This window comes from Sorangium sp. So ce295 (genome assembly GCF_051527405.1).
GTDB lineage: Bacteria > Myxococcota_A > Polyangia > Polyangiales > Polyangiaceae > Sorangium > Sorangium cellulosum_B.
The window spans coordinates 13234697-13259255 of sequence record NZ_CP150324.1 but is presented as its reverse complement, the minus strand read 5'-3'; the positions used below and the strand labels follow the sequence as shown (position 1 = coordinate 13259255).

General features: G+C 73.7%; 15 protein-coding genes. 8 read left to right on the top strand and 7 right to left on the bottom strand.

The window, feature by feature from the left end:
• Positions 1 to 40 precede the first annotated feature (40 nt).
• Both WMF11_RS50120 and WMF11_RS50115 read right to left on the bottom strand, forming a co-directional pair.
• Positions 41 to 1774 carry a DUF1592 domain-containing protein gene (locus WMF11_RS50120; protein ID WP_437975808.1) on the bottom strand — a complete coding sequence of 578 codons (1734 nt, stop codon included), beginning with the start codon at positions 1772 to 1774 and terminating at the stop codon, positions 41 to 43.
• Between the two features lie 672 nt (positions 1775 to 2446).
• Positions 2447 to 2989, bottom strand: coding sequence for an inorganic diphosphatase (locus tag WMF11_RS50115; protein ID WP_272096779.1), 543 nt, complete (start codon positions 2987 to 2989; stop codon positions 2447 to 2449).
• 270 nt (positions 2990 to 3259) lie between these two features.
• Between WMF11_RS50115 and WMF11_RS50110 the strand changes: the two genes are divergently transcribed.
• The gene (locus WMF11_RS50110; protein ID WP_437975807.1) at positions 3260 to 4768 is read left to right on the top strand and encodes a hypothetical protein; all 1509 of its coding nucleotides are present in this window, start codon (positions 3260 to 3262) and stop codon (positions 4766 to 4768) included.
• 57 nt (positions 4769 to 4825) lie between these two features.
• On the opposite strand, the gene WMF11_RS50105 is transcribed toward WMF11_RS50110, so the two are convergent.
• From WMF11_RS50105 to WMF11_RS50095, 3 genes are all read right to left on the bottom strand, one after another.
• Positions 4826 to 6157: a phosphoribosyltransferase family protein gene (locus WMF11_RS50105; protein WP_437975806.1), complete on the bottom strand. Its 1332-nt coding sequence runs from the start codon at positions 6155 to 6157 to the stop codon at positions 4826 to 4828.
• A 144-nt stretch (positions 6158 to 6301) separates the two neighbouring features.
• Entirely contained in the window at positions 6302 to 7495 is a 1194-nt protein-coding gene (locus WMF11_RS50100; protein ID WP_437906108.1) for a hypothetical protein, read from the bottom strand.
• Positions 7496 to 7645: 150 nt separating this feature from the next.
• Entirely contained in the window at positions 7646 to 9640 is a 1995-nt protein-coding gene (locus WMF11_RS50095; RefSeq protein WP_437975805.1) for a DsbA family protein, read from the bottom strand.
• 170 nt (positions 9641 to 9810) lie between these two features.
• Here WMF11_RS50095 and WMF11_RS50090 point away from each other — a divergent pair, with 170 nt between their 5' ends.
• The 4 genes from WMF11_RS50090 to WMF11_RS50075 all read left to right on the top strand — a co-directional run bounded on the left by WMF11_RS50090 (position 9811) and on the right by WMF11_RS50075 (position 16342).
• A complete protein-coding gene (locus WMF11_RS50090; protein ID WP_437975804.1) occupies positions 9811 to 11097 on the top strand; it encodes a GNAT family N-acetyltransferase in 1287 nt (428 codons plus the stop codon).
• Between the two features lie 78 nt (positions 11098 to 11175).
• Positions 11176 to 14031 (top strand): DUF4175 family protein, encoded by a 2856-nt coding sequence (locus WMF11_RS50085; protein WP_437975803.1) that lies wholly within the window; start codon positions 11176 to 11178, stop codon positions 14029 to 14031.
• The gene (locus tag WMF11_RS50080; RefSeq protein WP_437906104.1) at positions 14028 to 15593 is read left to right on the top strand and encodes a hypothetical protein; all 1566 of its coding nucleotides are present in this window, start codon (positions 14028 to 14030) and stop codon (positions 15591 to 15593) included. Before WMF11_RS50085 ends, WMF11_RS50080 begins: the two co-directional genes overlap by 4 nt.
• Positions 15594 to 15736: 143 nt before the next feature.
• Positions 15737 to 16342: a hypothetical protein gene (locus WMF11_RS50075; protein WP_437975802.1), complete on the top strand. Its 606-nt coding sequence runs from the start codon at positions 15737 to 15739 to the stop codon at positions 16340 to 16342.
• A gap of 100 nt (positions 16343 to 16442) precedes the next feature.
• Here WMF11_RS50075 and WMF11_RS50070 read toward each other — a convergent pair whose 3' ends face one another.
• On the bottom strand, positions 16443 to 17924 hold the full coding sequence (locus WMF11_RS50070) for a sigma-54-dependent Fis family transcriptional regulator (protein ID WP_437547922.1): 1482 nt from the start codon (positions 17922 to 17924) through the stop codon (positions 16443 to 16445).
• A 56-nt stretch (positions 17925 to 17980) separates the two neighbouring features.
• Positions 17981 to 18823 carry an MBL fold metallo-hydrolase gene (locus WMF11_RS50065; RefSeq protein ID WP_437743285.1) on the bottom strand — a complete coding sequence of 281 codons (843 nt, stop codon included), beginning with the start codon at positions 18821 to 18823 and terminating at the stop codon, positions 17981 to 17983.
• Positions 18824 to 19252: 429 nt separating this feature from the next.
• Here WMF11_RS50065 and asd point away from each other — a divergent pair, with 429 nt between their 5' ends.
• From asd to WMF11_RS50050, 3 genes are read left to right on the top strand one after another with little or no spacing between them, the layout of a single operon-like run.
• The gene (gene asd, locus WMF11_RS50060; protein WP_437975801.1) at positions 19253 to 20095 is read left to right on the top strand and encodes an archaetidylserine decarboxylase; all 843 of its coding nucleotides are present in this window, start codon (positions 19253 to 19255) and stop codon (positions 20093 to 20095) included.
• Positions 20092 to 22473, top strand: a complete 2382-nt coding sequence (locus WMF11_RS50055) for a methyltransferase domain-containing protein (RefSeq protein ID WP_437975800.1) — start codon at positions 20092 to 20094, stop codon at positions 22471 to 22473. The genes asd and WMF11_RS50055 overlap by 4 nt, the downstream gene beginning before the upstream one ends.
• A 20-nt stretch (positions 22474 to 22493) precedes the next feature.
• On the top strand, positions 22494 to 24548 hold the full coding sequence (locus WMF11_RS50050; RefSeq protein ID WP_437906099.1) for an FAD-binding protein: 2055 nt from the start codon (positions 22494 to 22496) through the stop codon (positions 24546 to 24548).
• Positions 24549 to 24559: the final 11 nt, after the last annotated feature.

Sequence of the window (24559 nt, the reverse complement as noted above, 5' to 3'; positions counted from 1 at the left end):
TCACTCGCTACCGATCTGTTCTTGGGTTGCAGCCGTGGGGTCACGGACCTTGGACTCTGCGGGTGAAGTGCGGCGCGCGCGTCAGCGCGAGCCACACGCTCTTGAGGCGGAACTCGTCCGCCGCGGCGACCTGCTGGACCGTCTCGTACGTGCAGCCGTCCTGCTCCCAGGTGCCGCCGAACGCGTAGTACGACCAGTAACGGACCATGCACGCCTTGACGTCCTCGCTCGCCGCGAGGTAGTCGGCCAGCTCGGTGACGCCGCTGAAATTGACGTCTCCACCGGTGGGCGGCGCGACGACCGTGCCGGTCACGTCGACGGGGATCCCGTTCTCATCGTTCCGCCACCGGCCGAACGTGTCGTAGTGCTCGAAGCCGACGCCGATCTTGTCGGTCAACTTGTGGCAGCCCGCGCAGTATTCGGCCTTCGTGTGCTGCTCGACCATCTCGCGCGTGGTGGCCGGGGTCTCCAGGGGCTTGACGTTCGGATCCACGCCGGGCGGCGGGGGCTCGAGCGGCTGGCAGAGGAGCCGCGTGCGGACCATCTTGCCGCGCTGGGTCGGCGAGGACAGCTTCGCGCTGCCATGCCCCGTCAGGAAGCTGCCGTGGGCCAGGATGCCCCCGTCGCGCTGCCCCGGGGGGAGCGTCACCTTCGTCAGCTCGGTGCCCCCGGCGCCGTTGATGCCGTAGTGCGAACCGAGGCTGGCGTTGATGAACGTGTAGTCCGCCTGCAGGAGGTTGGCGAACGTGCCGTTCTGGTTGAACGCGGTGTCCACGACGAGCGCCTGCGTCTCGGCCATCATGTCCTTGCGCATGGCGTCCGTGAGATCGAAGACCGTGTTGTCCTTCACCGCGGTGACGAGGCGGTTCAGCTGGAGCCAGCCGCGCATGAACCGCATCATCTCCTTCTCGGCGAGCGGCCTTGTCGCCGAGTCCTCCAGCAGGCGCAGCGCGTGCTGGGCGATCTGCTCGCTGGTCAGGTTGGCGCCCTGGGCGGCGGCCGCGTCGGCGGCCTGCAGCAGCGCCTCGTCCGGCATGGTCCCGGTCAGCAAGTACGAGAGGTTGCTCGCGATCTCGTGCGGGGTGAGCTCATAGACGCCCGAGCCGCTCGCCTCGGTCCCGATCTCGTGGCGATAGAGGAAGTACGGCGACTGCAGCATGGCGCCCACGACCACCTTGGCGCCGTCCTCGAACGACTTCTCCGCCCCGAACAGCGCGTCGTAGGACAAGACGCGCTCGTCCGTGAGCTTGTCGCGGAACGCGCGGCGGCCGAAGTCGCGGATGAACTCGGTCCGGCAGCTCGCGTCCAGGGTCCTGCACGTCGTCGTGGTGATGCTGGCGAGCTTGTTCGTCACCGCCCAGTCGGCGGTCGTCTCGGCCCAATCCATGATCTGCTGGGCCGTCAGGTCGCGAATCACCAGCGCGTTCGCGTCGGCCGAGAACCCGAGCACCTGCGGATCGTTGAAGATGCTCGGAAGGGCGACGGACTGGTCCTTGAACAGATCGCGGACAGTGGACTCGAATTGATCCACCGTCAGGCGACGCACCACGCGCGGGCCCGGGGTGCTCTTGTCCGCGACCTCGCATTCCGACACCTCCGGGATCTCCGTGTGCATCTCCGGCGGGTCGCCGGGGCCCCCGCCGTCGCCGCCGCTGCTGCTGCTGCCGTTGCCGCTGCCCTCGCTGCTGCCGCCGCTACTGGTCTCGGAGGGCGTCCCGTCGGGATTGCCGAGGTTGCCCAGGCAACCGAGCGGGCCGGCGAGGAGAAGCGCCACTGCGGAGTAGCGGCGACACGCTTTCGCCGAAACTAAGCTATTAAGCGTGCTCATCATTGCTTGAGAAAAGCTGATGTCTCTCATGTTGTCAAGCCCCGATCAAGCGGTGTCGCCTCGATAATCCATGCGCATACCCGCGCGCTTCAATGGCCTGTCACCGAATCGTCCGCGTAATTTATGTCGTTTACGTTGATTGCGTTGGCCGCGTTCGAATCGTTTTCAGCGTCGTTTTCAGCGTCTTTGCCCTGTCTGCTCGCCTGTATGCGTCATGGTGGGCCCTTGGTGGCTCTCCCCGGAGCGACGTCGAGTTCGACGCTCCGCGTTGAGCCGACTCACGGTGTCACCCGCCACGCCAGAGAGCTCGACCTCCCACCGGATCCGAGGTCGAACCGGAGCCGCTGGATCGCCGGGCGCGTTTCGACCTCAGGGCTCTGGGCGAGCCGCTGGGCAAGGCCTTCGTCGTCCATGAGCGTCGAGAAGCGATCCACAGCCGGCGGTAAAGCAACGCGCGTGCCGAGTGTTCTCGCGGGGTTACCTGGCGCCGCTGTGCCCGGTTTCTGGATTTTTTCGAAGGTTGCGAGGGGTGGACGCCGAGGGGTCCAGGAAGGGCGATCCACCGCTTCCGCGATCCATCCATGCGCCGCTGCAACCCGACCCCCAGGGCCAGCCGAGTCAGCCCTTGGACCAGGCGCTGATCGAGCGATAGCTCGCGACGGACTCCTCGATGACCTCCAGGGCGCGGTTCCTGTCGTACATCGTATCTACCTCTGCGAGCTTGTTCTCGAGCGTCTTGTAGTCGATGAAGAACCGCATGAGCTCCTTGGTCACGTGCGGCGGCAGCTCCTCGTGGGTCAGGTAATGGGCCACGGAGGGGTCGTCGACGGCGACCGCGATGATCTTGTCGTCGACGCCCTTGTCGTCGCGCATGAAGAAGCCGCCGATGGCGCGCGCCCTCACGATCGTGAGCGGCACGACCGGCTCCTGCATGATGACGAGGACGTCGAGAGGGTCGCCGTCGCCCGCGTGCGTCTGAGGGATGAAGCCGTAATTGGCCGGGTAGTGCACTGACGAGTAGAGCACGCGGTCGAGCATCAAGAGCCCGGTCTTCTTGTCGAGCTCATACTTGCACTTCGATCCTTTCGGGATCTCGATCACCACCGGGAAGAAGTCGTGTCGGCTGTCGGGGAGCAAGATGTCGTGGAGCGGATGGGTCATTGAATCGTCCTGGGCTTTCGCCCCCGCCCGGGAGGCGGGCGAGGGGCGCACAGGATACCAGGAGTTCGATTCGGTGAGATCGGCGTCCAGACACCCCCGCATTCCCGCTCTGGAACGAGATGAGCCACGCCGCCGCCGGGGCCCTCCAGGCGCGGGGCGCAGGACCGACGTTGGCGAGCATGGGCAAGGGCGGTCGCTCGTGCGATGAGCTAGCGCGAAGCCGCCGGGGCAGACTCGCCGGCGGATCTCCGGATACCAGGTGCGCTTCCCATGAGACCGTTCCCCACACGCGCCCCAGCGGCGCGACCAGAGCGAGCGCCCGCGCTGCGACGCAAGGCGCCCTGGGCGCTGGTGGTCCTCGCCCTGGGCGCGGCCCTCGGCGGCCCCCCTGCGGCAGCGGCGCGCGCGGCGGACGCGCCGTCGGCCAGGCCGCCCTCGCCCGTCGCGAGCGCGCAGGCCGGGGCGCCTCCCGACGACAGCGCCTCGGAGGCCGCCGCCCCGCCGGCCGAGGGCCGACCCGTGGTCTCGCCGGTGCAGCGCCCGGGCGAGCGCGACGTCCGCGATGTCCAACAACGCGCTTGCTCCTTCACGCTGCCCGTCTGCGTGCACGCGCCCGCGGACGTCCCCGGCGCCGCCCTCCTCGAGAGCCTCACCCACCTCGAGACCGCGATGCGGACCTACGACGCGCTCGGTTTGCCGCGCCCGCTCCCCGATGGCGCGCGGGGCGGCGGCCCATCGTACGATCTCTACCTGGAGCGCGGCCCGCGCCGCGGCCCGATGCGCGTGGGGCACGATATGCGGGCGCTCGGGGAGCGGTTCGACGCCGCGAGCGCGTTCGCCATCATCGCAGCGCCGGCGCGCGGCGGCGGGTGCGCGAGCGCGTCCGACGCGGCCTACGCGCTCGGAGCCGCCGTCGCCATGCGCCTCGACGCCGGGGCGGAGGAGGGCGCGATCGCCATGACGGCGAGCTACCTCGCCGCGATCGCGGCGCCCTGCGCGGCCGAGGAGCTCGCCGCGGTCGACGCCTTCCAGCGGGCGCCCGAGCGGGCGCTCACCGGCGCGGCGCTCGGCGCGCTCGACGGCGGCCTGCTCTTTCCGTGGTTCCTCGACGACGCGTACGGCACCGGGACGCCGGCGCAGGTCGCGACGTCGCTGCTCGCCATCGCGGCGCAGTCCACGCCCGCGGGCGCGGCGCGCTTCCACGCCGAGCCCGACACCTTCGATGCGCTCCGGGCGTCCCTGCGATCCCGCGGCGAGGACCTCGACGACCTGCTCCTCGAGTTCGCCATCGCGCGAGCGTTCCTGGGCAGCCGCAGCGACGGCGCGCACCTCTCCGACGCCGAGCGCTTCGGCGATTTCGGCCGGGTTCGCTTCGAGTGGTCGCTGCCCTACGCCACGCTCCCGCGGCGGGTCGCGCCCCTGCGCCCGATCGAGCCGACCGGCGCGACGTACCTCTGGCTCGATCTCTCGGCGGAGAACGCGGCCGCTAGGCCGGATCTCGAGACGGCCGAGATCACCTTCGTGGCCGACTGGGAGCTGCCCGCGCTGTTCCGCTGGGCGATCGTGAAGGTCGACGCGCACGGCGCCGAGGCCGGCCGCGTCGACGTGGCCGGCGTCTTCGGCAGCAGCCGCGCGCAGCGCACGGTGGTGGGGCTCGACGGGCTCTCGGGGCTGCTCGTCGTGGGCGTCAACGCGGGGAGCATGATCCGGAGCCTCCCGTTCGATCCCGACGACGCGCCGTTCATGCCGCACGCGTACACGGTCTGGCTCTCCAGGTAGGCGCCGCGCCGGCCGGCGCTCCCGCCGGGCGCCCTGCGCAGGCCGCCGGCAGGCGCGTCACGCCCTCGCCTCGGCTCCTCGCGCGATCAGGTGCTGCGCGAACCACTCGCCGGCGAGCCGGGCGACCGCCGCGAGCGCGCCCGGCTCCTCGAACAGGTGCGTCGCGGAAGGCACGACGGCGAGGCGGCGCGGGCCCGCGAGGTCGTCGAGGGCAGCCTGGTTCAACGCCAGCACCTCGGTGTCCGCGCTGCCCACGATGAGCAGCGTCGGCGCGCGGACCATCGCCAGGGCCGCGCCCGCGAGGTCGGGCCTGCCGCCGCGCGACACGACGGCGCCCACGGCGCGCGGCCGCGACGCCGCGGCGATGAGCGCGGCCGCCGCGCCGGTGCTCGCGCCGAAGTAGCCGACCGCGAGGTGACGGAGCTCGGGTCGCGCGAGCGCCCAGTCCGTCGCCCCGATCAGCCGCCGCGCGAGCAGATCGACGTCGAAGCGGAGGTGGGCGCTCCGGCGATCTTCCGCCTCTTCCTCGTCGGTGAGCAGGTCGAAGAGCAGCGTGGCCAGCCCCCACCGCCAGAGCGCCTCCGCGACCGAGCGGTTGCGAGGGCTCCTGCGGCTGCTGCCGCTGCCGTGCGCGAAGATCACGAGGCCGCCCGCCCTCTCCGGGATCGCCAGGTCCCCGGGGAGCGCCGCCGTCCCTGCCTCGACGAAGAGGGGCCGCTCCGCCCCTTCCGGCCTCGGGACCTCGCGCCGCGCCTCGGCGAGCAGCGTGGCGACGACGTCGTCGGACGTCTGCGAGAAATCCTCGTAGTAGGCGCCGATCGCCTGGAGGCCCGGGTCCTCCTCGATGCAAGCGATGCCGTCGACCTCGCGGCTGAGCGACGACAGGCTCGACGGCGCGGCGACCGGCGCGGCGAGCACGAGCCGCCTCGGCGAGCGCTTGCGCAGGTCGCGCAGCGCGGCCCGCACGGTCCCGCCGGTCGCGATGCCGTCGTCCACGACGATCACCGTCCGCCCCTCGACGCGGGGCATCGGCCTGTCGCCCCGGAACCGGCGCACCCCGCGCTCCACCTCGGCGGCCTGCCGCTCCGTAATCTCGGCGAGCTCCGCCTCGGAGATCCCCAGCAGGGCGACGAGGCCCCGATCGATGTACACCTCGCCCCCCTCGGCGATCGCGCCCACGCCGAGCTCCGGCTGCCCGGGTGCGCCGAGCTTGCGCACGATCCACACATCGAGCGGCGCGCCCAGGGCGCGCGCCACCTCGTAGCCCACCTCGACGCCGCCGCGCGGCAGGGCGAGCACGAGCGGCGCCTCGCTCCTGTACCCCGAGAGCAGCTGCGCGAGCCTGCGCCCGGCGTCCCTGCGATCCTCGAACAGCTTCGCTCGCCCCATCGCCCCCTCCCCTCACGTCCCCTCCCGCGACCCCTTCAAGAGCGGTGCCGCGGGGCGCGCGCGGCGCGGGCTCGGCCGCGCGCGACGCGACGAGAGGCGGGGGTTGACCGCGAACCGGGCAAGGCCGCGCCCGTCACCGCCCCATCAACCGAACAGACTCCACTCGTCCTCGATGAGCGAGAGCGCGTTGATCAGCTCGACCGCGAGCTCGCGCTCGAGCCACTCGTCGATGCGCTGGCCCGCGGCGATCGCGCTGAAGCCCGCGCGTGGGATGCGCTTCGCGAGGTGCGAGAGGCACGAGCCGGTCCGATCGAGGCGCGCGACCCAATCGGTGTCGCGATAGGCATATCTGGCCTGGTGGAACAGCGAGTCGCTGAGCGCCGAGATCCTGTCGCGCACGACGTCGGCGGGCTCGGCGCGGGACGCGATCGCCTCGCGCACCTCGCCGATGGCGCGCAGCACGAGGCAGACCGGCGCGCCCGGATGGAACGAGGTGCGCTTCGGTGTGAACGTCAGCCCGTCGAGCGCAAGGAAGTACCAGGCCTGCGGCGAGGACACGCGATAGAGGAATGCGGCGTTGCAGGCGTCGGCCGCCCTCATCGCGATCTGCCATGCGCCTTGCTCGTCGATACCGTCCTGCTCCGCGGGCATCCCGTCGATGCGCTCGATCCCGGCGCCGCTGGCGAGCGGGTCGGCCCACGCCATGACAAGGACCGAGGTCGCGCACGACCAGCTGCACAGGAGGCGCGCGCTCGCCTCCGCGGACACGCGCCCGCTCGGCGCGATCCAGACGAAGCGCCCCTCCTTGAGATCGGCGCGGTACTCGTGGAGCGCGGCGCCGTGGCCTTCGAGCTGCTGGAAGAGCTCCTCCCCCCGCGCCGCCCAGCGCTGGGCGAGGGCCTCCTCGGCGCTCTCGGACGGCGTGTCGTCCCAGTCGAGCTCAGGCGGCCGGGGCGGCGAGAACTCCGCGTCGTCCGCTCCGCTCTTCGCCTTCGCGTCCCGGGGTCGGCGCTTCGGCGGCGCGGCGCTGGCCTGCTCGCCGGCGCGCGCTCTCGGGGGACGCATCCTCGGCGCCGCCGGTGGCTCGGCCGCCGCGCGCTTCCCCGGCGCTGCCGGTCGCTTCGCGACGGCGGCCTCCACGAGCGAGGTCGCGCCCTTCGCCTTCCTGGGCCTGGCGCGCGAGCTTGCGGGCGCCCGCTCCTGCCCGTCGCGCAGCGCGGCCGGCGGGCCCGCCTTCGCGCCCGCCTTGCCATGACGCCGCGCGCGCGCGGATCCGCTCGATGCCTTGACGGTGCGCCTGGGTTCGGCCGATGTCCCTCGACCGCGCGGTTTGGGCATTGCGACAGGCTATCACGAGCTCGAAGCGCGATATCGATGGAGGCGCCCCGGGAAACGCACATGGTGAGCCGAGCGCCACATCGCTCGGAGCGCAGGTCCTGGGGCCCGGAGCCGGAGCGCGCGCCGCCGAAACGCGCGTGTCGTGCGTGTTCAGTTCGCTTCGCTGAGGGCGCGCCGAACTACCTTCTTGAATTTCGCGAGCGGCTGGGCTCCGCTGACCAGGTAACCGTTGATCACGAACCCGGGAGTCCCGGTGATGCCGGCGCTCCGCGCGGCCTGCGCGTCGGCCTCGACGGCGGCGCGATGGGTGTGCTCGTCGAGCGCCTTTGCGAAGCGCGCCGCGTCGAGCCCGAGGCTCTTGGCGTGCTGCTCCAGGGCCGCGCGGTCGAGGTTCGAGGCGTCGCTCACCTTGAAGAGCAGGTCGTGCATCTTCCAGAAGCCGGCCGGCCCTTTCTGCGCGAGCGCTTCCATGGCCGCTTCGGCGGCCAGCTGCGCCTCCGGGTGGAAGGGGAGCGGCAGGTGGCGGTAGACGACACGGACCTTGCCCGGGAACGCCTTGATGAGCTCGTCCATCGTGGCGGCGGCGCGCCCGCAGAAAGGGCACTGGAAGTCGGAGAACGCCTGGATGACCACCTTGCCCGCGGCCGCGCCCTTGCTGGGGTGGCCCTTGGGCGCCGGCGGCACGGACACCTTCGGCGGCGGCGCCGGCGGGACCGCCTGCTTCTGGATGGCCTCGTACACCTTGGCGCGCGGCGTCCCGGCCACGACCATCGCCTCCGCCTTGGCGATCTCCTCGTCGATGATCGCCTGGAACTTCTCGATCGGCTGCGCGCCGACGAGGCTGCGGCCATTGATGAAGAAGTGCGGGGTCCCCTGGGCGCCGAGATCGTCGGCGAGATCCACGTCGGCCTCGATCTTGGCGGCGTGCTTGTGCGAGGCGACGGCGCGCTTCACCGCGTCGACGTTCAGCCGGAGGTCCGCGGCGACGGCCTCGAGGGCGGCGTCGTCGAGGGCGGCCTCGCCGGCGAGGAGGCGATCGTTGGCCTGCCAGAAGGCGTCGTTTCCCTTCTGGGCGCGGGCCTCGCGCGCCAGCTCTGCAGCGGGCTCGGCCCGGGGATGGAACGGGAGCGGGTTGTCCTTCCAGACGACGCGCAGCTTGTCGCCGTACTGCGCCCTGAGCTTCTCGACCGTCGGCGTGACCCGCCTGCAGAACGGACACTGATAGTCGCTGAACAGCACCATCGTCACGAGCGCCGTGTCCACGCCGCGCACGGGCGAGTCCCCGACGGGCACGAGGTGCACCACGCCGCCGTCGCCTTCCTCTTCGGCGTCGTCGGGCTCCTCGGCGGGAGGAGCGAAGTTCTTCTTCGCGAGCGCCGCGTAGATCTTCTCCGGCGGCGTCCCCTCGGCGCGGAGCGCCTGCGCCGCGGCGAGCTGCGCGTCGATGATCTCGGCGAACCGCTCCGCCGGCTGCGCGCCGACGAGGAGGACGCCGTTGATGAACGACGCCGGCGTGCCGTTCACGCCGAGCCGCCCGGCGAGCGCCATGTCCGCGTCGACCTTCTGCGCCGCCCTGCTCTGCTGGACGAGCTGCTGGATCTGGCCGGGGGTCACGCCGGCCCGCCGGAGCGCGGTGGCCTGGACCTCCGGCGAGAGCCGCTCGTCGGCCGTGAAGATGGCGTCGTGAAACGCCCAGAAGGCCTTGGGACCCGCGTGCGCGAACACCGCCATCGCGGCCTCGGCCGTCGGCCGCGCCTGCTTGTGGAAGGCGAGCGGGAAGTTCTTCCACACGACCCGCAGCCGCTCCGCGCCGTACCGCTGCTCCAGCTGCCTCAGCGTGCCGCCCAGGTGCTTGCAGAAGGGACACTCGAAGTCGGAGAACACGACGATCGTCACGGGCGCGAGCCGGCCGCCGCGCGCCGGATCCGCGCGGGTCACCGGCACAGGACCGGGGTCGCCGTCCGCGACCATCACCTCGTCATCGAACGTCGCTCCCGGATCCGCGGCTGGGCCCGGCTGCCGCGCAGGGGCGCCGCTGCTCTTCGCCTGCGAAGCGTCTGGAGGGGGCGGCGGCAGCGCGGAGCTGCAAGCCAGGGCGAACAGCAACGAGAGCCAGGCGACGGCGGCGATGGCGCGGCGAGACATCGCGCGAGTGTACTCCGGTTCCGCGATGACGCCTTCGCCGCGCGGGCGTCGCTGTGCCCAGCGCGGAACGCCTCGCCGCGCCGCCAGGCGCGATTGACGCCCTCGCCGCCTTCGGCCATGACGGGCGCGGCGCGCCGCTCTGCCGCGCCAGGAGAGCGCACCGGAAAGCCATGGAGAAGGTCTACAGCGCCGCCCGCGTCCAGCCGGAAGAGCACAGGGACGTCCTCGCGCAGCTCTGGAAAGAGAACCTCGCCCACGGCGAGGTGTCGCAGGAGCTCGTGGAGCGGCGGATGCGCTGGTTCCAGGAGCAGAACCCGGCTGGCCCCCCGCGGACCTGGATGGGCTTTCACGGACCGGAGCGGGAGATCATCGGGAGCGGCTCGTTCTACCCGCGCGACCTGGTTGTCGACGGGCGCAAGCTCAAGGCCGGCGTCCTCGGCGACTTCGGCGTCACCAAGGCGCACCGCATCGCGGGGGCCGCCATGAGCATCCAGCGAGAGCTCGCGAGGGGCTGCCGCGACGCCGGGGTCGATTTCGTGTTCGGCTTCCCCAACAAGGCCTCTTTCCCGATCTTCCAGCGCGCCGGCTACAAGAAGATCGCCGATTCCATCATCTGGGTCCGGCCCCTCATGGCCGCGTACAAGCTGAACGAGCTCGCGGCCTCGTCGGCCGGTGAGCAGCGGAGCACCGTGAGCGCGGTGGTGCAGCGGGTCGCCGAGCGGGCCGCGTCGGCGGTCCCCCACCCTCGCTGGCGCGCGCTCTGGGAGGCGGCGGAGCCGGGCGCCCCGCCCGCCCCGCTCGCGCAGGCGCTGTCGACCGCGGCGGAGCGCGCCGTCCAGCGGGCGACGGTGAAGCCGGACAACCTCCTGGTCCGCGCCGCGGGCAGCGCCCTCGACGCCTCGATGGCGCTCCGGGACACCGCCGCGCTGCTCGCGAAGGGGAGCCGCGTGCGCACCGAGCTCGTGGACACCGCCGATCACCGCTTCGACGGGCTGTGGTCGCGGGCGAAGCCCTGGCCGGTCGTCGGCGAGCGGAGCGCCCAGTTCCTGAACTGGCGCTATGCGCAGCTCGGCAACGTCCGATACCGCTTCTTCTGCATGCTCGACCGGCACGACGGGCGGCTGCTCGGCTACGCCGTCTACTCGGTGCGGAACAACAAGGTCGAGATCAGCGACCTGTTCAGCGAGGACAACGGCCCCACGTTCGACGCCCTGCTGCTCGAGTTCTGCCGGGCGATGCGGCGAGAGGGGCACGTCTCCGTGGGCATGCTCCTCGTGACGCCCCCTTCGTTCAGCGCCCGCCTGCGGGCGCTCGGGTTCTTCTCCCGCCCCCACCCGCCGAACGTCGGCTCGCGGTGGCTCATCGTCCACCTCGATCCCGCCTTCCCCGACGAGCTGCGGCGCGTGCTGCTCGACGCCGAGAGCTGGTTCATGACCGACGGCGAGCTCGACGTCTGAGCGCCCGGGCTCCCGCCTTTCGGGGGATCCCACCGATCCGCTGGACCACCTCCGCCCGCCGGTTACCCTTGCCTCTCCATGGATAACGAGGCGCCGGCCCTGTCCATCGCGCGGCTGCGCTCCGTCTGGGATGCGGAGGTGGGCCCCTCCGCGCGCCGCGCGCTCACCGCGGCCGCTTGCGCAGGGCTGTTCGGCGCGGCGCACGTGGCGCGCGTGGGGTCTCCGCTCGCCCGCGGGCTCGCCGGCGCCGGGCTCACGCTGCTGCTCGCGGCGATCGCCGCGCGGGCCATCCTCGTGCGCCGCCGGCGCGGCGACGCCCGGCGCACGGTGCGCGAGATCATCGGCCGCACGGACGAGGCGCTCGGCGCCGCCACCCTGCGGGCGCTCACGCTCGCGGATCGCGCCGCGGCCGACGATCGCGTCGGCTCGCCGGAGCTCGCCGGCCTTCACCTCCGGCGGCTGCTCGGCCGGGCCTCGCAGGCGCGCGTCGTCGAGCGCGCGCGCCAGGCGGCGACGCGGTGGGCGAGCGCGGGCCTCGCCCTCGGCGCGGCGGCGCTCGCGGCGGCGGCGATCGAGCCGTCGCGCGTCGTCGAGGGGCTCGATGTCCTCGCCGCCCGCCGCGGCGAGGCTCCCCTCGATCTGCCGTGGATCGAGGAGGTCGAGATGACGGCCGCGCCGCCCGATTACCTGCACCAGGGCGCGGAGGAGCTCCTGCCGTTCGCCCCGACGATGCAGCCCCGAGGGACCGTGATCACGGTGCGCGGCCGCCCCGTCCGCGCGGGGCGCGCGCTCGTGCTGACGGACGGCGGCGCCGAGGTGCCGTTCGTCGACGACGGCAAGGGCAGCGTGGTCGCCCGCTGGACGCTCGGCGAGTCGACGACCCTCCAGGCGGCCGCGCGCTTCGGGCAGGTGCGCGTCCGGCAGGCCGACGCGCAGCGCGTCGTGTCGATCCCGGACGACGCGCCGCGCGTCACGCTCGAGGGCGCGCCCCGCACGGTGAAGCTCCTCGACGAGCCCAGCATCCCGCTCCGCTACGAGATCACCGACGATCACGGCCTGCGCGAGGTCGATCTCGTCCTGCGCGCCGGAGCGAAGGAGGAGCGGCGGGTGCTCTCGAGGCCGGCGGCGGACGCGAAGGTCGATCGCGGAGGCTACGAGCTCCGGGCGCGCGATCCCTTCTTCCGCAGGACGTACGTGCCCGTCGAGGTGCGGATCGAGGCGCGGGACAACGATCCGATCGAGGGCCCGAAGTGGGGCAGGAGCGAGGCCATCCTGGTCGTCCCGCCGCAGGTGGGCGAGCCCGAGGCGCGGCGCTACGCCGCGCTCGTGAAGGCGCGCGACGCCCTCACCGATCTGCTGGCCGACCGCATCGGCCAGAGCACGCCGGAGGCGGGCGGCGCCGCGGCACACGCGGCGCACGAGGCCGAGGTGCAGGCGACGGCCAAGGCGGCGGTCGAGGCGGCGCTCGCCGCGGATCACGGCGGGCTGCGGGTGCGGGGGCGCGTCGCGTCGCTCGCCCGTGGTCAGCTGGCCCGGCTCGACGCGGCGCTCGCCGCCGAGCGGAAGTCGACGACCCGTGCGGCGCACCAGGAGCTGCTCGACGAGACCGAGGGCGCGCTACTCGCGTTCGACGCCGGCCTGCGCGGCCTGGGCCACCGCGACGCCCGGGCCGTCGCGCAGCGGCTCGCCGACGTCGCGGACGAGGCGGCGGCGGCGGCCGAGCTCCTGGGCAACGGCGACCGCGAGGGCGGCGAGGTCCGCCTGGAGGCGGCCGTCACGGTGCTGGGCGGCGGGGGGGTCGAGCTCGGCAAGCTCGGCGAGCTCGGCCTCGACCTCGGCGAGATCGTCGCGAACGACCTGCGCCGGATCGCGCGCGCCCGAGGCGCCGGCGACTGGCTGCACGCCGAGCTTTCGGCGCGCGACCTCGCGGCGCGGCTCAGGCGGCCGGAGCCTTCGTTCGGCGGCGGCGGCCGCGGCGGGGTGGAGTCGGGCGCGCCGCGCGGGCCTGACCCCGGCGACGCGTCGAACGCCGACGAGAGCGTCGCCCAGAGCGAGCGGGATCTCGAGGAGCTCGCGCGCGATCACGCCGCCGAGACGAACGCGGTCGCCGAGGAGCTCTCGCGCGCGTCGCGGCCCGAGGACATCGCGGCGCTCCGGGAGGAGGCGAAGAAGCACGCGGAGGCGATCCGCGAGGCCGTGCGGGACCTGCCGCAGCCGGGCGCGGCGCCGGGCTCGGCCGAGTCCGCCGCGGCGGCTGGCAGGGAGCAGGCCGAGGCGATGGCCGGCGCGCTGGAGCAGGGCCGCCCCGAGGAAGCGGTGACGAGCGGCCGGGGCGCGATGCGCTCGCTGGGCGACGCGAAGCGGCTCGGCGCGCAGGCCGGCGGCTTCTTCCCCGAGGAGCGCGCCGCTCGCGAGGCCGGCGAGGCGCAGCAGGCGCTCGCCGAGGAGCTGGCCTGGGCCGAGGAGGCGCTGCGCAAGCTGCGGCAGGCGGCGGCAGAGCGAGCGCGGGACGGCCTCGGAAAGTCGAGCCAGCGCGAGGGGTCGCTCGCCGACCGCGCGCGCGATCTCCGCAAGCGGGGCGAGCGCGGCGACGGCCGCATGCCCGAGGAGATGCTCGATCGCCTCGACGAGGCCGAGCAGGCGATGCGCGACGCCCAGCGCGCCCTCGCCGAGGGGGACGGCGAGGGCGGCAACGAGCGCCAGCGCGACGCGCAGCGGCTGCTCGAGATGTCGCGCAGCGAGGACCAGGGTCAGGACAGCGACGCCGAGTCGGAAGGGGATCGGAACATGGCGAGGAAGGCCGACATCCCGGACAAGGACAAGCACAAGGGCCCCGAGGAGTTCCGCCGTCGCGTGCTCGAGGGGCTCGGGGGGACCTCGGAGCCGCGGCTGCGAGAGGCGGTCAAGCGTTACGCGGAGGGGCTCCTGAAATGACGCGCACAGGCGGTGGGGCAGCCACGGCCCGGCGCGGGGCGACGGCGATCGCGAGGCGCGGCCTCCGGGCGGCGATCCTCGCCGGGCTCGCGACGGCGTCGGCGACCGCGTCCGGACGCCTCACGGTCGGCGATCTCGACCGCGCGGCGCGGGCGCGGGCCGCGATCCTGGAGATCGACGTCCCCGCGGCGCGGGACGCCCTGAAGGACGCGGATCCGGCCGACCTCGCGCTCGCGCTCGAGCGCGGCCGCCTCGCCATCTACGAGGGCGACTGCGACGCCGCCTCGGCGATCCTCGCGCGCCCCGATCTCGCGGCGACGGCCGAGGGCGCGGCGCTCGGGGACATCGCGCGCGGCTGCGCCCGGGCCACCGCGGCGACGGTCGTCGTGAACGACGAGGAGCGCGGCGTCTGGGTGCGGCTCCAGGACGACGACGATCGCGCGCTCGTGCCGCTGCTCGTCGACGTCGCGGCGAGGACGCGCGACGTGCTCGCGAGGGACCTCGGCGTCGAGCTCCTCCGGCCGCTGCGGATCGATCTCGTCCGCGATCAGTTCACGCTCTCCGCGATGACGGGGCTGCCCGAGGAGGCGGCGCGGACGACGGGCACGGTCGCCATCGCCAAGTGGGGGCGGGTGACGATGCTCTCGCCGCGCGCCACGCCGAACGGCTACCCCTGGCTGGACACGCTCGCGCACGAGATAACGCACCTCGCTCTGTCCCGCGGGACGCGCGACAACGCCCCGCTGTGGCTGCAGGAGGGCGTGGCCAAGCGCGAGGAGGTCCGCTGGCGCGAGCCCGACCCGCTGGACGACGTGCCGTCCGCGGACGCGATCGCCTTCCTTGGCATCCAGAGGGGCCTCGGGCGGCCGCTCGACAAGATCGGCCCCTCGATCGCGATGCTCCCGAGCGCCGAGGAGGCGGCCGTCGTGTTCGCCGAGGTCGCGAGCTTCATCCGTTACTGGACGAGGGAGGCGGGCGACACGGCGCTGCCGCAGCTCCTGCGCCGGCTCAAGGACGCGAGCAGCGACGCGGACCTCGAGCGGGCGATCGCCGAGATCTCCGGCGCGGACCTCGCGGCCTGGGACAAGCGCTGGCGCGCCTACCTCGCCAGCGTGCCGGCCGACGTGCCGCCCGACCTCGCGCCCGGCGCCGACATGCCGCACCGGCAGGAGGTGAGCAAGCGGGTGCGGCTCGGCCAGCTGCTCCATGACCGCGGCCACCACGCCGCCGCCGCGGTCCAGCACGCGCGCGCGCAGGCGCTCGCGCCGCACGAGCCGGCGGTGCGCTGCTTCCTCGCCGCCGCCCTGCTGGCGTCGGGCGAGCGCGCGAGCGCCTCGCCCCTCGTCGAGCGGGTCGAGGACGTGCACAGCCGCTACGGCCGGTGGTGGTCGCTGCACGGGCTGCTCCACGGAGGCCCCGACGGGGACCGCGCCTTCTCGGCGGGCACGGCGCTCGATCCGCTGGACCCCGACGTGGCCTGCGAGGAGAAGCTGCCGCCCGATCTCCCCGGCGACCCCCTCCGTTCGGCCCTGTGCGAGGCCGCGCGCCGCAGGGCGCGCTAGCCCGTCGCCTCCGAGATCCAAAAAAAGACGGCGAGCCGAGGAAATAGCGCCGCTCGACGCAATGGCGCGCGAGCGGCGGTTTGTTCGCGAGCGCGCCCGCTCCGGATTCCGTCGCGCCGGAGCGCGCTCCTACGGTGCGCGGGATGCCGAACCCTGGTCGCATCCCCTTGATGATCGCGCTGGGCCTCGCCCTGCCGGCCCCGGCCTACGCCCACGGCGCGCAGCGCGCGCCAGAGCCGCATGTGCACAGCGAGTTCAGCGCGTCCTCCGTGATGGCATTTGGCCTGACACCCACGGTGGGCATCGGCATCTCGCCCGCTGCCGCTCTCCGCTGGTCCGACCTGTCCCTGTCGCTCGAGGCGCGGGCGATCGTCGCGCTGGGCGGCCCTCCGAGCGATCTGCCGAGCGCCGGGCCGCGGCGCATCAGCGCCGGGCTGGGGGTCATGTCGCTCTGCAGGCACCGGGACGGCGTCTTCCTGTGCAGCGTCTTCCAGCTCGGCGCTGTCCGCGCGCCCGTCCCGGAGAGCATCACCCAGACGGAAAACGGCGTCCTCTGGCTGCTCACCTCCGGCGCGCGCGGCGGCGCCGAGTGGCGCATCGCGCGGTACCTCCAGCTGCGCAGCTTCCTCGAGCTGCACCTCGTCCTGGCGCGCCCTCTGCTCTCGGCCGGCCCGGCCGCGAGGTGGAAGACCTCCGCCGTCGCGGCGATCGCCGGGATCGGCCTGACGTTCCCGGTGGACCCGGGGTGAGGAGGGTCGCGCCTGCGCGCCGTGACCCACGCCCCGCGCCTCCTCGGGCCTCGCGCGGCGCGGGCGTCGTGCCGGAGGAGGCCGTGCGCTCCGCGCGGCCTCAGTGCTTCGCGCGGAGCGCGCGCGCCAGGGTGTTCCTGCCGACGCCGAGCCGCTTCGCCGCTTCCGTCTTGTTCCCCTCGCACGCCCGGACCATCGCCTCGACGTAGCGCCGCGTCACCTCGTCGAGGGTGAGCCCGAGCGGCAGCGCGACCCGCGCGTCGCCCTCGGGCGCCGCGGCGGCGTGCGGCGGGGCGCCTTCGCCCCGGCGCGTCGGGAGGTGCCCCGCGGAGATGCGGCCGTCCGGCGCGAGGGCGATGGCGCTCTCGACCCAGTGCTCGAGCTCGCGCACGTTGCCTGGCCACGTGTGGGCGCGGAGGTGGCGGAGCGCGTCCGGATCGAAGCGCGGCGGCGGCCTGCCGTACCTCGTCGCGTAGACGTCCGCGAAGTGCCGGGCCAGCGTCTCGACGTCGTCGGGGCCGCGCTCGCGCAGGGCCGGCAGATCGATCTCGACGACGCGCGCGCGGTAGTAGAGGTCCTTCCGGAAGCGTCCGTCGGCGACCGCGCGCTCGAGGTCGCAGTGCGTGGCGCACACGACGCGCACGTCGGCGCGGAGCGACTGGCGACCGCCGACGCGCTCGAAGGAGCGGTCCTGCAGGAAGCGAAGGAGCTTGCCCTGGATGTCGAGCGGCAGGTCCCCGAGCTCGTCGAGGAACAGCGTGCCGCCCTCGGCGAGCTCGACCTTGCCCGGCACGCGCCGGTCCGCGCCGGTGAACGCCCCCCGCTCGTGGCCGAAGAGCTCGCTCTCGACGAGCTGCGCCGGCAGCGTCGTGCAGTCGACGGTGACGAAGGGCCTCGTCTGGCGCCGCGAGTTGACGTGGATCGCCCGGGCGAACAGGCTCTTGCCGGTGCCTGTCTCCCCGCGGAGCAGCACGGTCGCGTCGGTCTGGGCCGCGAGCTGGACCTTCTCGTACACGGCGGCCAGCCGCTCGCTCCGGCCGACGATCCGGTTGAACGGCCCCTGCAGCACGACCCCTGGGCCGCCGCCCTCGGCGGCGCGGAGCGTCGTCAGCGAGAGGGCGCGGGCGAGCTGCGTCGCGAGGGCGACGAGGTAGCGCTGGTCCTCCTCGTCGAAGGGCGCGCCAGCGCGGTTCAGCAGCTGGACGACGCCGCGGACCGGCGCGGCGCCGTCCTCGCGGATGGGCGCGACGAGCATCGAGCGCGTCGTGTAGCCCGTCGCCCGGTCCGCCGACGGATCGAAGCGCGGGTCGCGCGAGGCGTCGTCGACGCGCACGACCTGCCCGGTCGTGGCCACGTGCCCCGCGATGCCGCGCTCGAGCGGCTGCCGGAGCGAGGGGAGCTCGGGCAGCAGGGCGACGCGCGTCACGAGATCGCCGCGCTCGGCGTCGACGAGCCAGATCGTCGCGCGGTCGGCGCGGAGCGCCTTCGCGAGCCGCTCGCACGCCGTGCCGAGGAGGGCGTCGAAGTCGACCTCCCGGGCGAGGAGGGAGGCGAGATCGACGAGCAGCGAGAGGCGCGACATGGATAGCGGAGCAGTGTCCAGCATAGAGGGCGCCACGCTTGTCGTCATCCGCGTCATCACGCGGCCCGCGCGAGGGCCTCGACGTGGATGCACAGCCCCTCGCGCGCGGCGACCGAGCCAGGGAAGAGCTCGCGGGAGAGGCGCTCGATCTCGGCGACGCCGGCGTCCGTCCGCTGCGGGTCGTGATGGAACAGGACGAGCTTCCGCGCGCCGCACGCCCGCGCGATCTCCGCGCCCGCGACGTACGTCGAGTGCCCCCAGCCGACCTTCGAGCGCCCGCCGTCGCCGCGGTACTCCTCCGGGGTGTACTGCGCGTCATAGATGAGCACGTCGGCGCCGTCCGCGAGCGCGCGCAGCGCCGGATCGACGCAGGCGTAGTGCTCGGTGTCGGTCGCGTAGACGACGCTGCGGCCCTCGTGCTCGACGCGGTAGGCGAGGACGCCGCCCGGGTGGTTGAGCTTGGCGATCCGCACGTGCACCTCGCCCACATCGAACGCCTCGCCCGGCCGCGCCTCCCGCACGGCGATCTGCGCGCAGAGCTCGTCCATGCGGACGGGGAAGCTCGGCGCGGCCATCTGCGTCGAGAGCACCTCGCGGAGGCTCCCGACCCCGTGCGCGCTGCCCACGAACGACAGCCGCGAGCTCGGCAGGTACGCCGGCACGAAGAACGGCAGGCCCTGGATGTGGTCCCAGTGCAGGTGCGACAGCAGCACCGTCGCCTCGACCGGTCCCTCCCGGAGCAGGGCATCTCCGAGCTTGCGTACGCCCGTCCCTGCATCGAGGATGATCCGCGACGATCCGCAGCGAACCTCGACGCAGCTTGTGTTTCCGCCCACCGCAGCCGTCTCCGGCCCAGGCGAAGCGATGCTCCCGCGAACTCCCCAGAACTTGATCTCCATCGTTGTTGCGAGCCTCCTGGGCCCTCTTCAGCGAGCGGCGTGCCAGGACGCATGCCCTTGAAATCTCTCCGCTTTTCTGCTGCGCCCGCGGAGGTCGATCGAAGTTGCAGCGCGAGGTCCGGATCGCCGCTTCAGAATGGAGCGCGTCGAGGGGACGGCCTGCGGCCCCTCGCGCCTCCATTTGCGCGGAGCGGCGCTTCGCGATTGACGCGCTCGCAGCGACGTGGAGAAACGTGGGGCGCGGGGGACGGGCCTGGCGTCGCGCCTCGGATCGCGCTGTGCGTCGCGTCAAGGCTGAGCTCCCTCGCTGGTTGGGGACTGCGCCGACGCTGGAAGGTTCGTCTGACCCGAGCGTTGACCAAGGTCCTTCCTGAGGCCTAGCATTCCTGCACCGCTCTCTTTCCCGCATCGTTACCGCTGCTCCGCACAATGACCGTTGCCACCTACGCCGCCGCACAGCTGTTGCGGGTGCTTCCGCGAGAGCGCATTACCCGGGCCGTTGGCCGCCTCTGCGACGCCAGAGCACCCGCCGCCGTCTTGAACACGGTGGTGAAGCTCTACGCGCGCGCGTACCGCGTCGACATGGACGCCGCCGAGGTGCTGACGAGCCCTTACGAGAGCTTCGACGCGTTCTTCACGCGCAAGCTCCGCGAGGGGATGCGCCCTGTCTGCTCCGATCCCGGAGCCATCACCAGCCCTGCCGACGGACGGGTCGAAGACATCGGTCCCGTGACCGAGGGCGGGCGGCTGACCATCAAAGGGCAGCCCTACCGCGTGGAAGACCTCGTGGGCGACCCCGCAGAAGCCGCGCGCTATGACGGCGGGCAGTTCGCGATCGTCTACCTGTCGCCCCGCGACTACCACCGGGTCCATTCGCCCGTCGCCGGGCGGGTGAGCCTCATCCGCTCGATGCCGGGGGAGCTGTTCCCGGTGAACGCGATCGGCGAGCGCCACGTCCCGGGCCTCTTCGCGCGCAACCGGCGCGTCGCGATCGTGATCGACACGGAGCGCCAGGGGCGCGTTACGGTGGTGATGGTGGGCGCGATGATCGTCGGACGGATCACGGTGAGCGCCGTCGACGCGCGCGACGTGCCGCTCGGCCTGCACACGATCTCGCCGGCGCTTCCGGTCGCGTGCGGCGAGGAGATCGGCAAGTTCCACCTCGGATCCACCGCGGTCATGTTCGTGGAGCGCGGGGTCGCGCCCCCTTGGAGCAGGGCTCCTGGGCCGATCCTCTACGGCGAGCCGCTGGACGGAGGGGGCCAGCGATGACCAGCGAGCGGCCGCGCAACCCCCTGGCTACGCCCGCCCAGGAAGGCGGCGCCTCCGGAGAGCCCGGCGCGCCGCTGCCGGGCGAGGCAGGGAGCGCGGCCGCACCGGCGCCGCAGGGAGACCAGGGCTCGCTCCCCGCGCGAGCGTCCGCTCCACGGCCCGAGCGCTCGCCCAGCGCGCGCCCGCAGCTCGCGACGACGACGCCGCTGCCGCGCCTCGATGTCATCGCGGGCATCGCGGACGGGAGCTCCGGCGGGCAGATCGCCGAGATCCCGGACCTCGATCTCGACCCGCGGATCGCCGGACCGCCCACCGAGCGCTCGCGGCACGGCGCTCCCCTGCCGACGAACCCCGGCTCCAGGCGGTCCTGGCAGTCGCTCGCGACGGAGGTGGAGCGGGCGGCGGAGGTGGAGCGCGGCGAGGGCGCGAAGACCGGGCGACGGCGCTCGCGGCGGCTCGTGAACGTGTCCGGAGACGCAGCGCAGCAGGGTGACGATCAGGTCGCCACGCACGACCGCGCCACCGTGCCCGAGGACGCCGCGGCGCAGCGCTCGGGCGCGCGCGACGAGGCGGACGACGACGGGTGGCCGAGCGCCTCCGAGAGGCGGCCCAGCTACCCGACGCTCGATGCGCCCAGGCATCCCAGCGAGCCCGCGCTGGATGGATCCAGGCCCCCCGGCAAGCCGGCGGCGGCGACGGCGGCGAACCTGGCCGAGCTGGTTCCGCCCCGTGCCGTCCCGCGCCCGTCACCGAAATCCTCGAGCATGCCGCCGATGCCGGCGCCGAGCGGGCTCATCATCGATCCCGATTCGGTCGCGGTGATCCGGCCGCTCCAGATTGTCAGCATCGAGTCGGACCTGCCGCCGGTGCCGCCGATCACCTCGGCCCCCGAGCCCGCCAGACCGCCGCTCTTGACCGATCCGGCGGAGCACGAGTGGCCGCCGCTCCAGTTCAGGATCCGGCCGGACGACGTCCCGACCGGGATGGGCCTCGAGTCGTTCCAGGAAGGCCTCCCCGAGGGCCCGCCGACGGCGCGCGACGCCGCCTTCGACGCCCTCCAGCCACAGCCTCGGAGGCGGCCCAGGAGGCAGGCCTCGGCGCCGGAGATCGACGCGCACCCCTTGGACTGGCCGCTGGGGGCGGGCGCGGACGAGGTCGCGGAGGTCGAGCCCGAGTCCGAGCCCGTCACCGAGGCGAAGGCCGAGCTATCGAGCGATCCTCCCGCGGGCGGCGAAGGCCAGCAGGCGCAGGGCGACCCGACGCGCATCACCGTGCCGCCCAGGAGCACCGAGGTCGAGCTCGAGGAGGTCGAGCCCGAGCGCGACGCCGAGCTCGCCGACGCGGGCTCGGCAGCGCAGGCCGATCCGCACGCCGCGCACCCCAAGAAGCCACCGCCGCCTCCCTTGCCGCCGCGGCGCCCGCGCGCGCAGGCGCTGGCATCGCCGGATCTCGCGACGTTCACGAGCTCGGTGCCGCCGCCGCCCGCGTCGGCGCCGCCCGTGTCGGCGCCTTCGTCGCACGGCGAGCCGTCCGCGTCCGCGCGGCCCGCCGCTCCCGCCGCGGCGCCCGCGGCGCCCGCGGCGAAGCAGGTCGAGCACGATTCCGGACCCTCGACCGAGCCCGCCGCGCGCCGGAAGCGCCCGTGGTGGGAGGAGCTCTTCGGCGACGACTTCCTGCGCACGCTCGACAAGATCGACAGCAAGGTGGTTCGCCGCGAGGTCGATTTCATCGAGGAGCGGCTCGGCGTCGAGAAGGGCGCGGTCATCCTCGATCTCGCGTGCGGCGCAGGCGGCCACGCGATCGAGATCGCCAGCCGCGGCTACAGCGTTGTCGGCTACGACCTGTCGCTCGCCATGCTCGCCCGCGCCGCCGACGAGGCGCAGGACCGCGGCCAGAAGCTGAACTTCCTCCAGGGCGACATGCGCGAGATGACGTTCGAGGAGACCTTCGACGGCGTCTACTGCTGGTCGACGAGCTTCGGCTACTTCGACGACGAGAAGAACGCGGATGTCCTCGCCCGCATCCGCCGCGCCCTCCGCCCCGGCGGGATGCTCCTGCTCGACATCGTCAACCGCGACTATGTGGCGTCCCGCCAGCCGAGCCTTGTCTGGTTCGAGGGGGAAGGCTGCGTCTGCATGGATGAGATGCACGTGGATTTCTTCACGAGCAGGCTCAAGGTGAAGCGCACCGTCATGTTCGAGGACGGCCGCTCGCGCGAGCTCGACTACTCGCTCCGCCTCTACGGGCTGCACGAGCTCGGCAAGGTGCTCCACGAAGCGGGCTTCAAGGTCACCGAGGTGACCGGACACCCTGCGCACCCCGGCGTCTTCTTCGGCTCCGAGTCGCCGCGGCTCATCGTGCTTGCCGAGCGGAGCTGAGGCGCTAGGGCTCCCCGGGAATGAGCTTCGAGGCCGCGATCGCGCGCGCGCTGCCGGGGATCCCGCGCAGCGCCTCCCCCGTCGATCAGATCGCCTACGCCCGCGATCTCTGGCCGCGGCACCACCTCGCGGTGACGGAGGGCCGCATCGCCGAGCACCGGCCCGGGATGATCGTCTGGCCGTCCTCCGCGGAGGAGGTCGCCCAGGTGGTGCGCTTCTGCGCGGACGAGGGGCTCCCGCTGGTGCCTTTCGGGGCGGGCTCGGGCGTGTGCGGCGGCGTCTTGCCGGACGAGCGCACGGTCGTGCTCGACCTCAAGCGGCTCTCCCGCCGCCGCTCGCTCGATCGTCAGGCCCCGTCGGTCGAGGTCGAGGCCGGCGCGCTCGGCATCCGCTTCGAGGAGGAGCTCAACGCCGAGGGCTTCACGCTCGGCCATTTCCCGTCGTCCATCCTCTGCTCGACCGTGGGGGGCTGGGTCGCGGCGCGCAGCGCCGGCCAGTGCTCCGGGCTCTACGGCAAGATCGAGGACATGGTTGCGTCGCTCGAGTGCGTCGTCGGCCGCGGCGAGATCGTCCGCTTCGATCGGCGCGCGCGAGGTCCGGATCTCACGCCGCTCCTCATCGGCAGCGAGGGCGTGCTCGGCGTGGTCACCGCCGCGACGCTCCGGCTGCACCCGGCGCCGCCGGCGCGCGCGTTCGCCGCGTTCTCGTTCCCCAGCGTCGAGGCCGGATGGGACGCGATGCGGGCGATGTTCCAGGCCGGCCTCCGCCCGGCGGTCTCGCGGCTCTACGACCCGTTCGACTCCTTCATGGCCCGGCTGGGCGCCGTGCGCCGGCAGCGCGCCCACGCCGGCGCAGCCGATGAATCCTCCGAGGGGGCGGCCGCGCGGGGGCACGGCGCGCGCGGCCCCGGGGCCGGCGCCGCGGTGCTGCGCGGCCTGCTGCGCGCGCCGGGGCTCCTCAACCAGATCGTCGACGGCGTCGGGTCGCGGGTGCTCCGCGGCGCGACGCTCATCCTCATCTTCGAGGGCACGGCGCGCGCGAGCGCGGACGACCTCGCCCGCGCCGCGGCGATCGCGGAGCGCGGCGGCGCCAGGCCGCTCGGCGAGGAGCCCGCGCGCCACTGGCTCGCCCACCGCTACAGCGTGAGCTACCGCCAGGCGCCCGTGTTCATGGCGGGCGCGTTCAGCGACACCATGGAGGTCGCCGCGCCCTGGTCGCGCCTCGACGGGCTCTACCGCGCGGTGCGCGGCGCGCTCGGGCGCCACGTGTTCGTGATGGCTCACCTGTCCCACGCGTACCCGGACGGCTGCAGCATCTACTTCACCTTCGCTGGCAGCGCGCCGAGCGTCGCGGCGGCCGAGGCGAAGTACGACGCGGCCTGGCGAGCGGCCCTCGACGCCGCGATCGACGCCGGCGGGACGCTCTCGCATCACCACGGGGTCGGCCGGAGCAAGGCGCCGCGGCTCGGCGCCGAGCTCGGCCTCGGCGTCGACGTCATCCATGCGCTCCGCGGCGTCTTCGACCCCGCCGGCGTCATGAACCCTGGCAACCTGCTCCCGCGCGAGGCGCCCTCCGCCGCGCGCCGCCCGCTGCCGCCGCCGCCCGCGGCGCCTATGCTCGACGGCGACTCCATGCTCGTGCACGCCGCCGGTACCGCTCGCCTCGGCGAGATCGAGCGCGCCCTCGAGCAGCGCGGCCTCACGCTGGCGATCGACTTCGGCGCGACCTCGCCCGAGCTGACGCTCGACGCATGGATCGCGGCGGGCGCCCCCGGCGCCCCGGATCCGTGGAGCGATCCGGTCGATCACCTCGTCGCCGGGTTCACCGCGCGGCTCGCGTCCGGCGCCGAGCTCGCGGTGCGGCCCGCCCCGCGGCGCGCGGTGGGCCCGGATCTCTTCGCGCTGTTCCTCGGCGTGGGGGGGCGCGTCGGCGCCATCACGTCCGCGCACCTCCGTGTCCACGGCGCGTCGCGGTCCCGCGCCCTGCCGACCGCGCTGCCGAGGCAGCCGTCGCTCCGCGACGACGAGGCGGCATGGCTCGACGCGGCGGTGAGCGCCGCCCGCGGCGTCCGCTGAGCGCGGTCGGC

What these genes read in the sequence shown, in the direction of transcription:
- WMF11_RS50115 (WP_272096779.1), bottom strand. Translation starts at nt 2,989, where the DNA reads ATGACCCATCCGCTCCACGACATCTTGCTCCCCGACAGCCGACACGAC.
- WMF11_RS50110 (WP_437975807.1), top strand. Translation starts at nt 3,260, where the DNA reads ATGAGACCGTTCCCCACACGCGCCCCAGCGGCGCGACCAGAGCGAGCG.
- WMF11_RS50105 (WP_437975806.1), bottom strand. Translation starts at nt 6,157, where the DNA reads ATGGGGCGAGCGAAGCTGTTCGAGGATCGCAGGGACGCCGGGCGCAGG.
- WMF11_RS50100 (WP_437906108.1), bottom strand. Translation starts at nt 7,495, where the DNA reads ATGCCCAAACCGCGCGGTCGAGGGACATCGGCCGAACCCAGGCGCACC.
- WMF11_RS50095 (WP_437975805.1), bottom strand. Translation starts at nt 9,640, where the DNA reads ATGTCTCGCCGCGCCATCGCCGCCGTCGCCTGGCTCTCGTTGCTGTTC.
- WMF11_RS50090 (WP_437975804.1), top strand. Translation starts at nt 9,811, where the DNA reads ATGGAGAAGGTCTACAGCGCCGCCCGCGTCCAGCCGGAAGAGCACAGG.
- WMF11_RS50085 (WP_437975803.1), top strand. Translation starts at nt 11,176, where the DNA reads ATGGATAACGAGGCGCCGGCCCTGTCCATCGCGCGGCTGCGCTCCGTC.
- WMF11_RS50080 (WP_437906104.1), top strand. Translation starts at nt 14,028, where the DNA reads ATGACGCGCACAGGCGGTGGGGCAGCCACGGCCCGGCGCGGGGCGACG.
- WMF11_RS50075 (WP_437975802.1), top strand. Translation starts at nt 15,737, where the DNA reads ATGCCGAACCCTGGTCGCATCCCCTTGATGATCGCGCTGGGCCTCGCC.
- WMF11_RS50070 (WP_437547922.1), bottom strand. Translation starts at nt 17,924, where the DNA reads ATGTCGCGCCTCTCGCTGCTCGTCGATCTCGCCTCCCTCCTCGCCCGG.
- WMF11_RS50065 (WP_437743285.1), bottom strand. Translation starts at nt 18,823, where the DNA reads ATGGAGATCAAGTTCTGGGGAGTTCGCGGGAGCATCGCTTCGCCTGGG.
- asd (WP_437975801.1), top strand. Translation starts at nt 19,253, where the DNA reads ATGACCGTTGCCACCTACGCCGCCGCACAGCTGTTGCGGGTGCTTCCG.
- WMF11_RS50055 (WP_437975800.1), top strand. Translation starts at nt 20,092, where the DNA reads ATGACCAGCGAGCGGCCGCGCAACCCCCTGGCTACGCCCGCCCAGGAA.
- WMF11_RS50050 (WP_437906099.1), top strand. Translation starts at nt 22,494, where the DNA reads ATGAGCTTCGAGGCCGCGATCGCGCGCGCGCTGCCGGGGATCCCGCGC.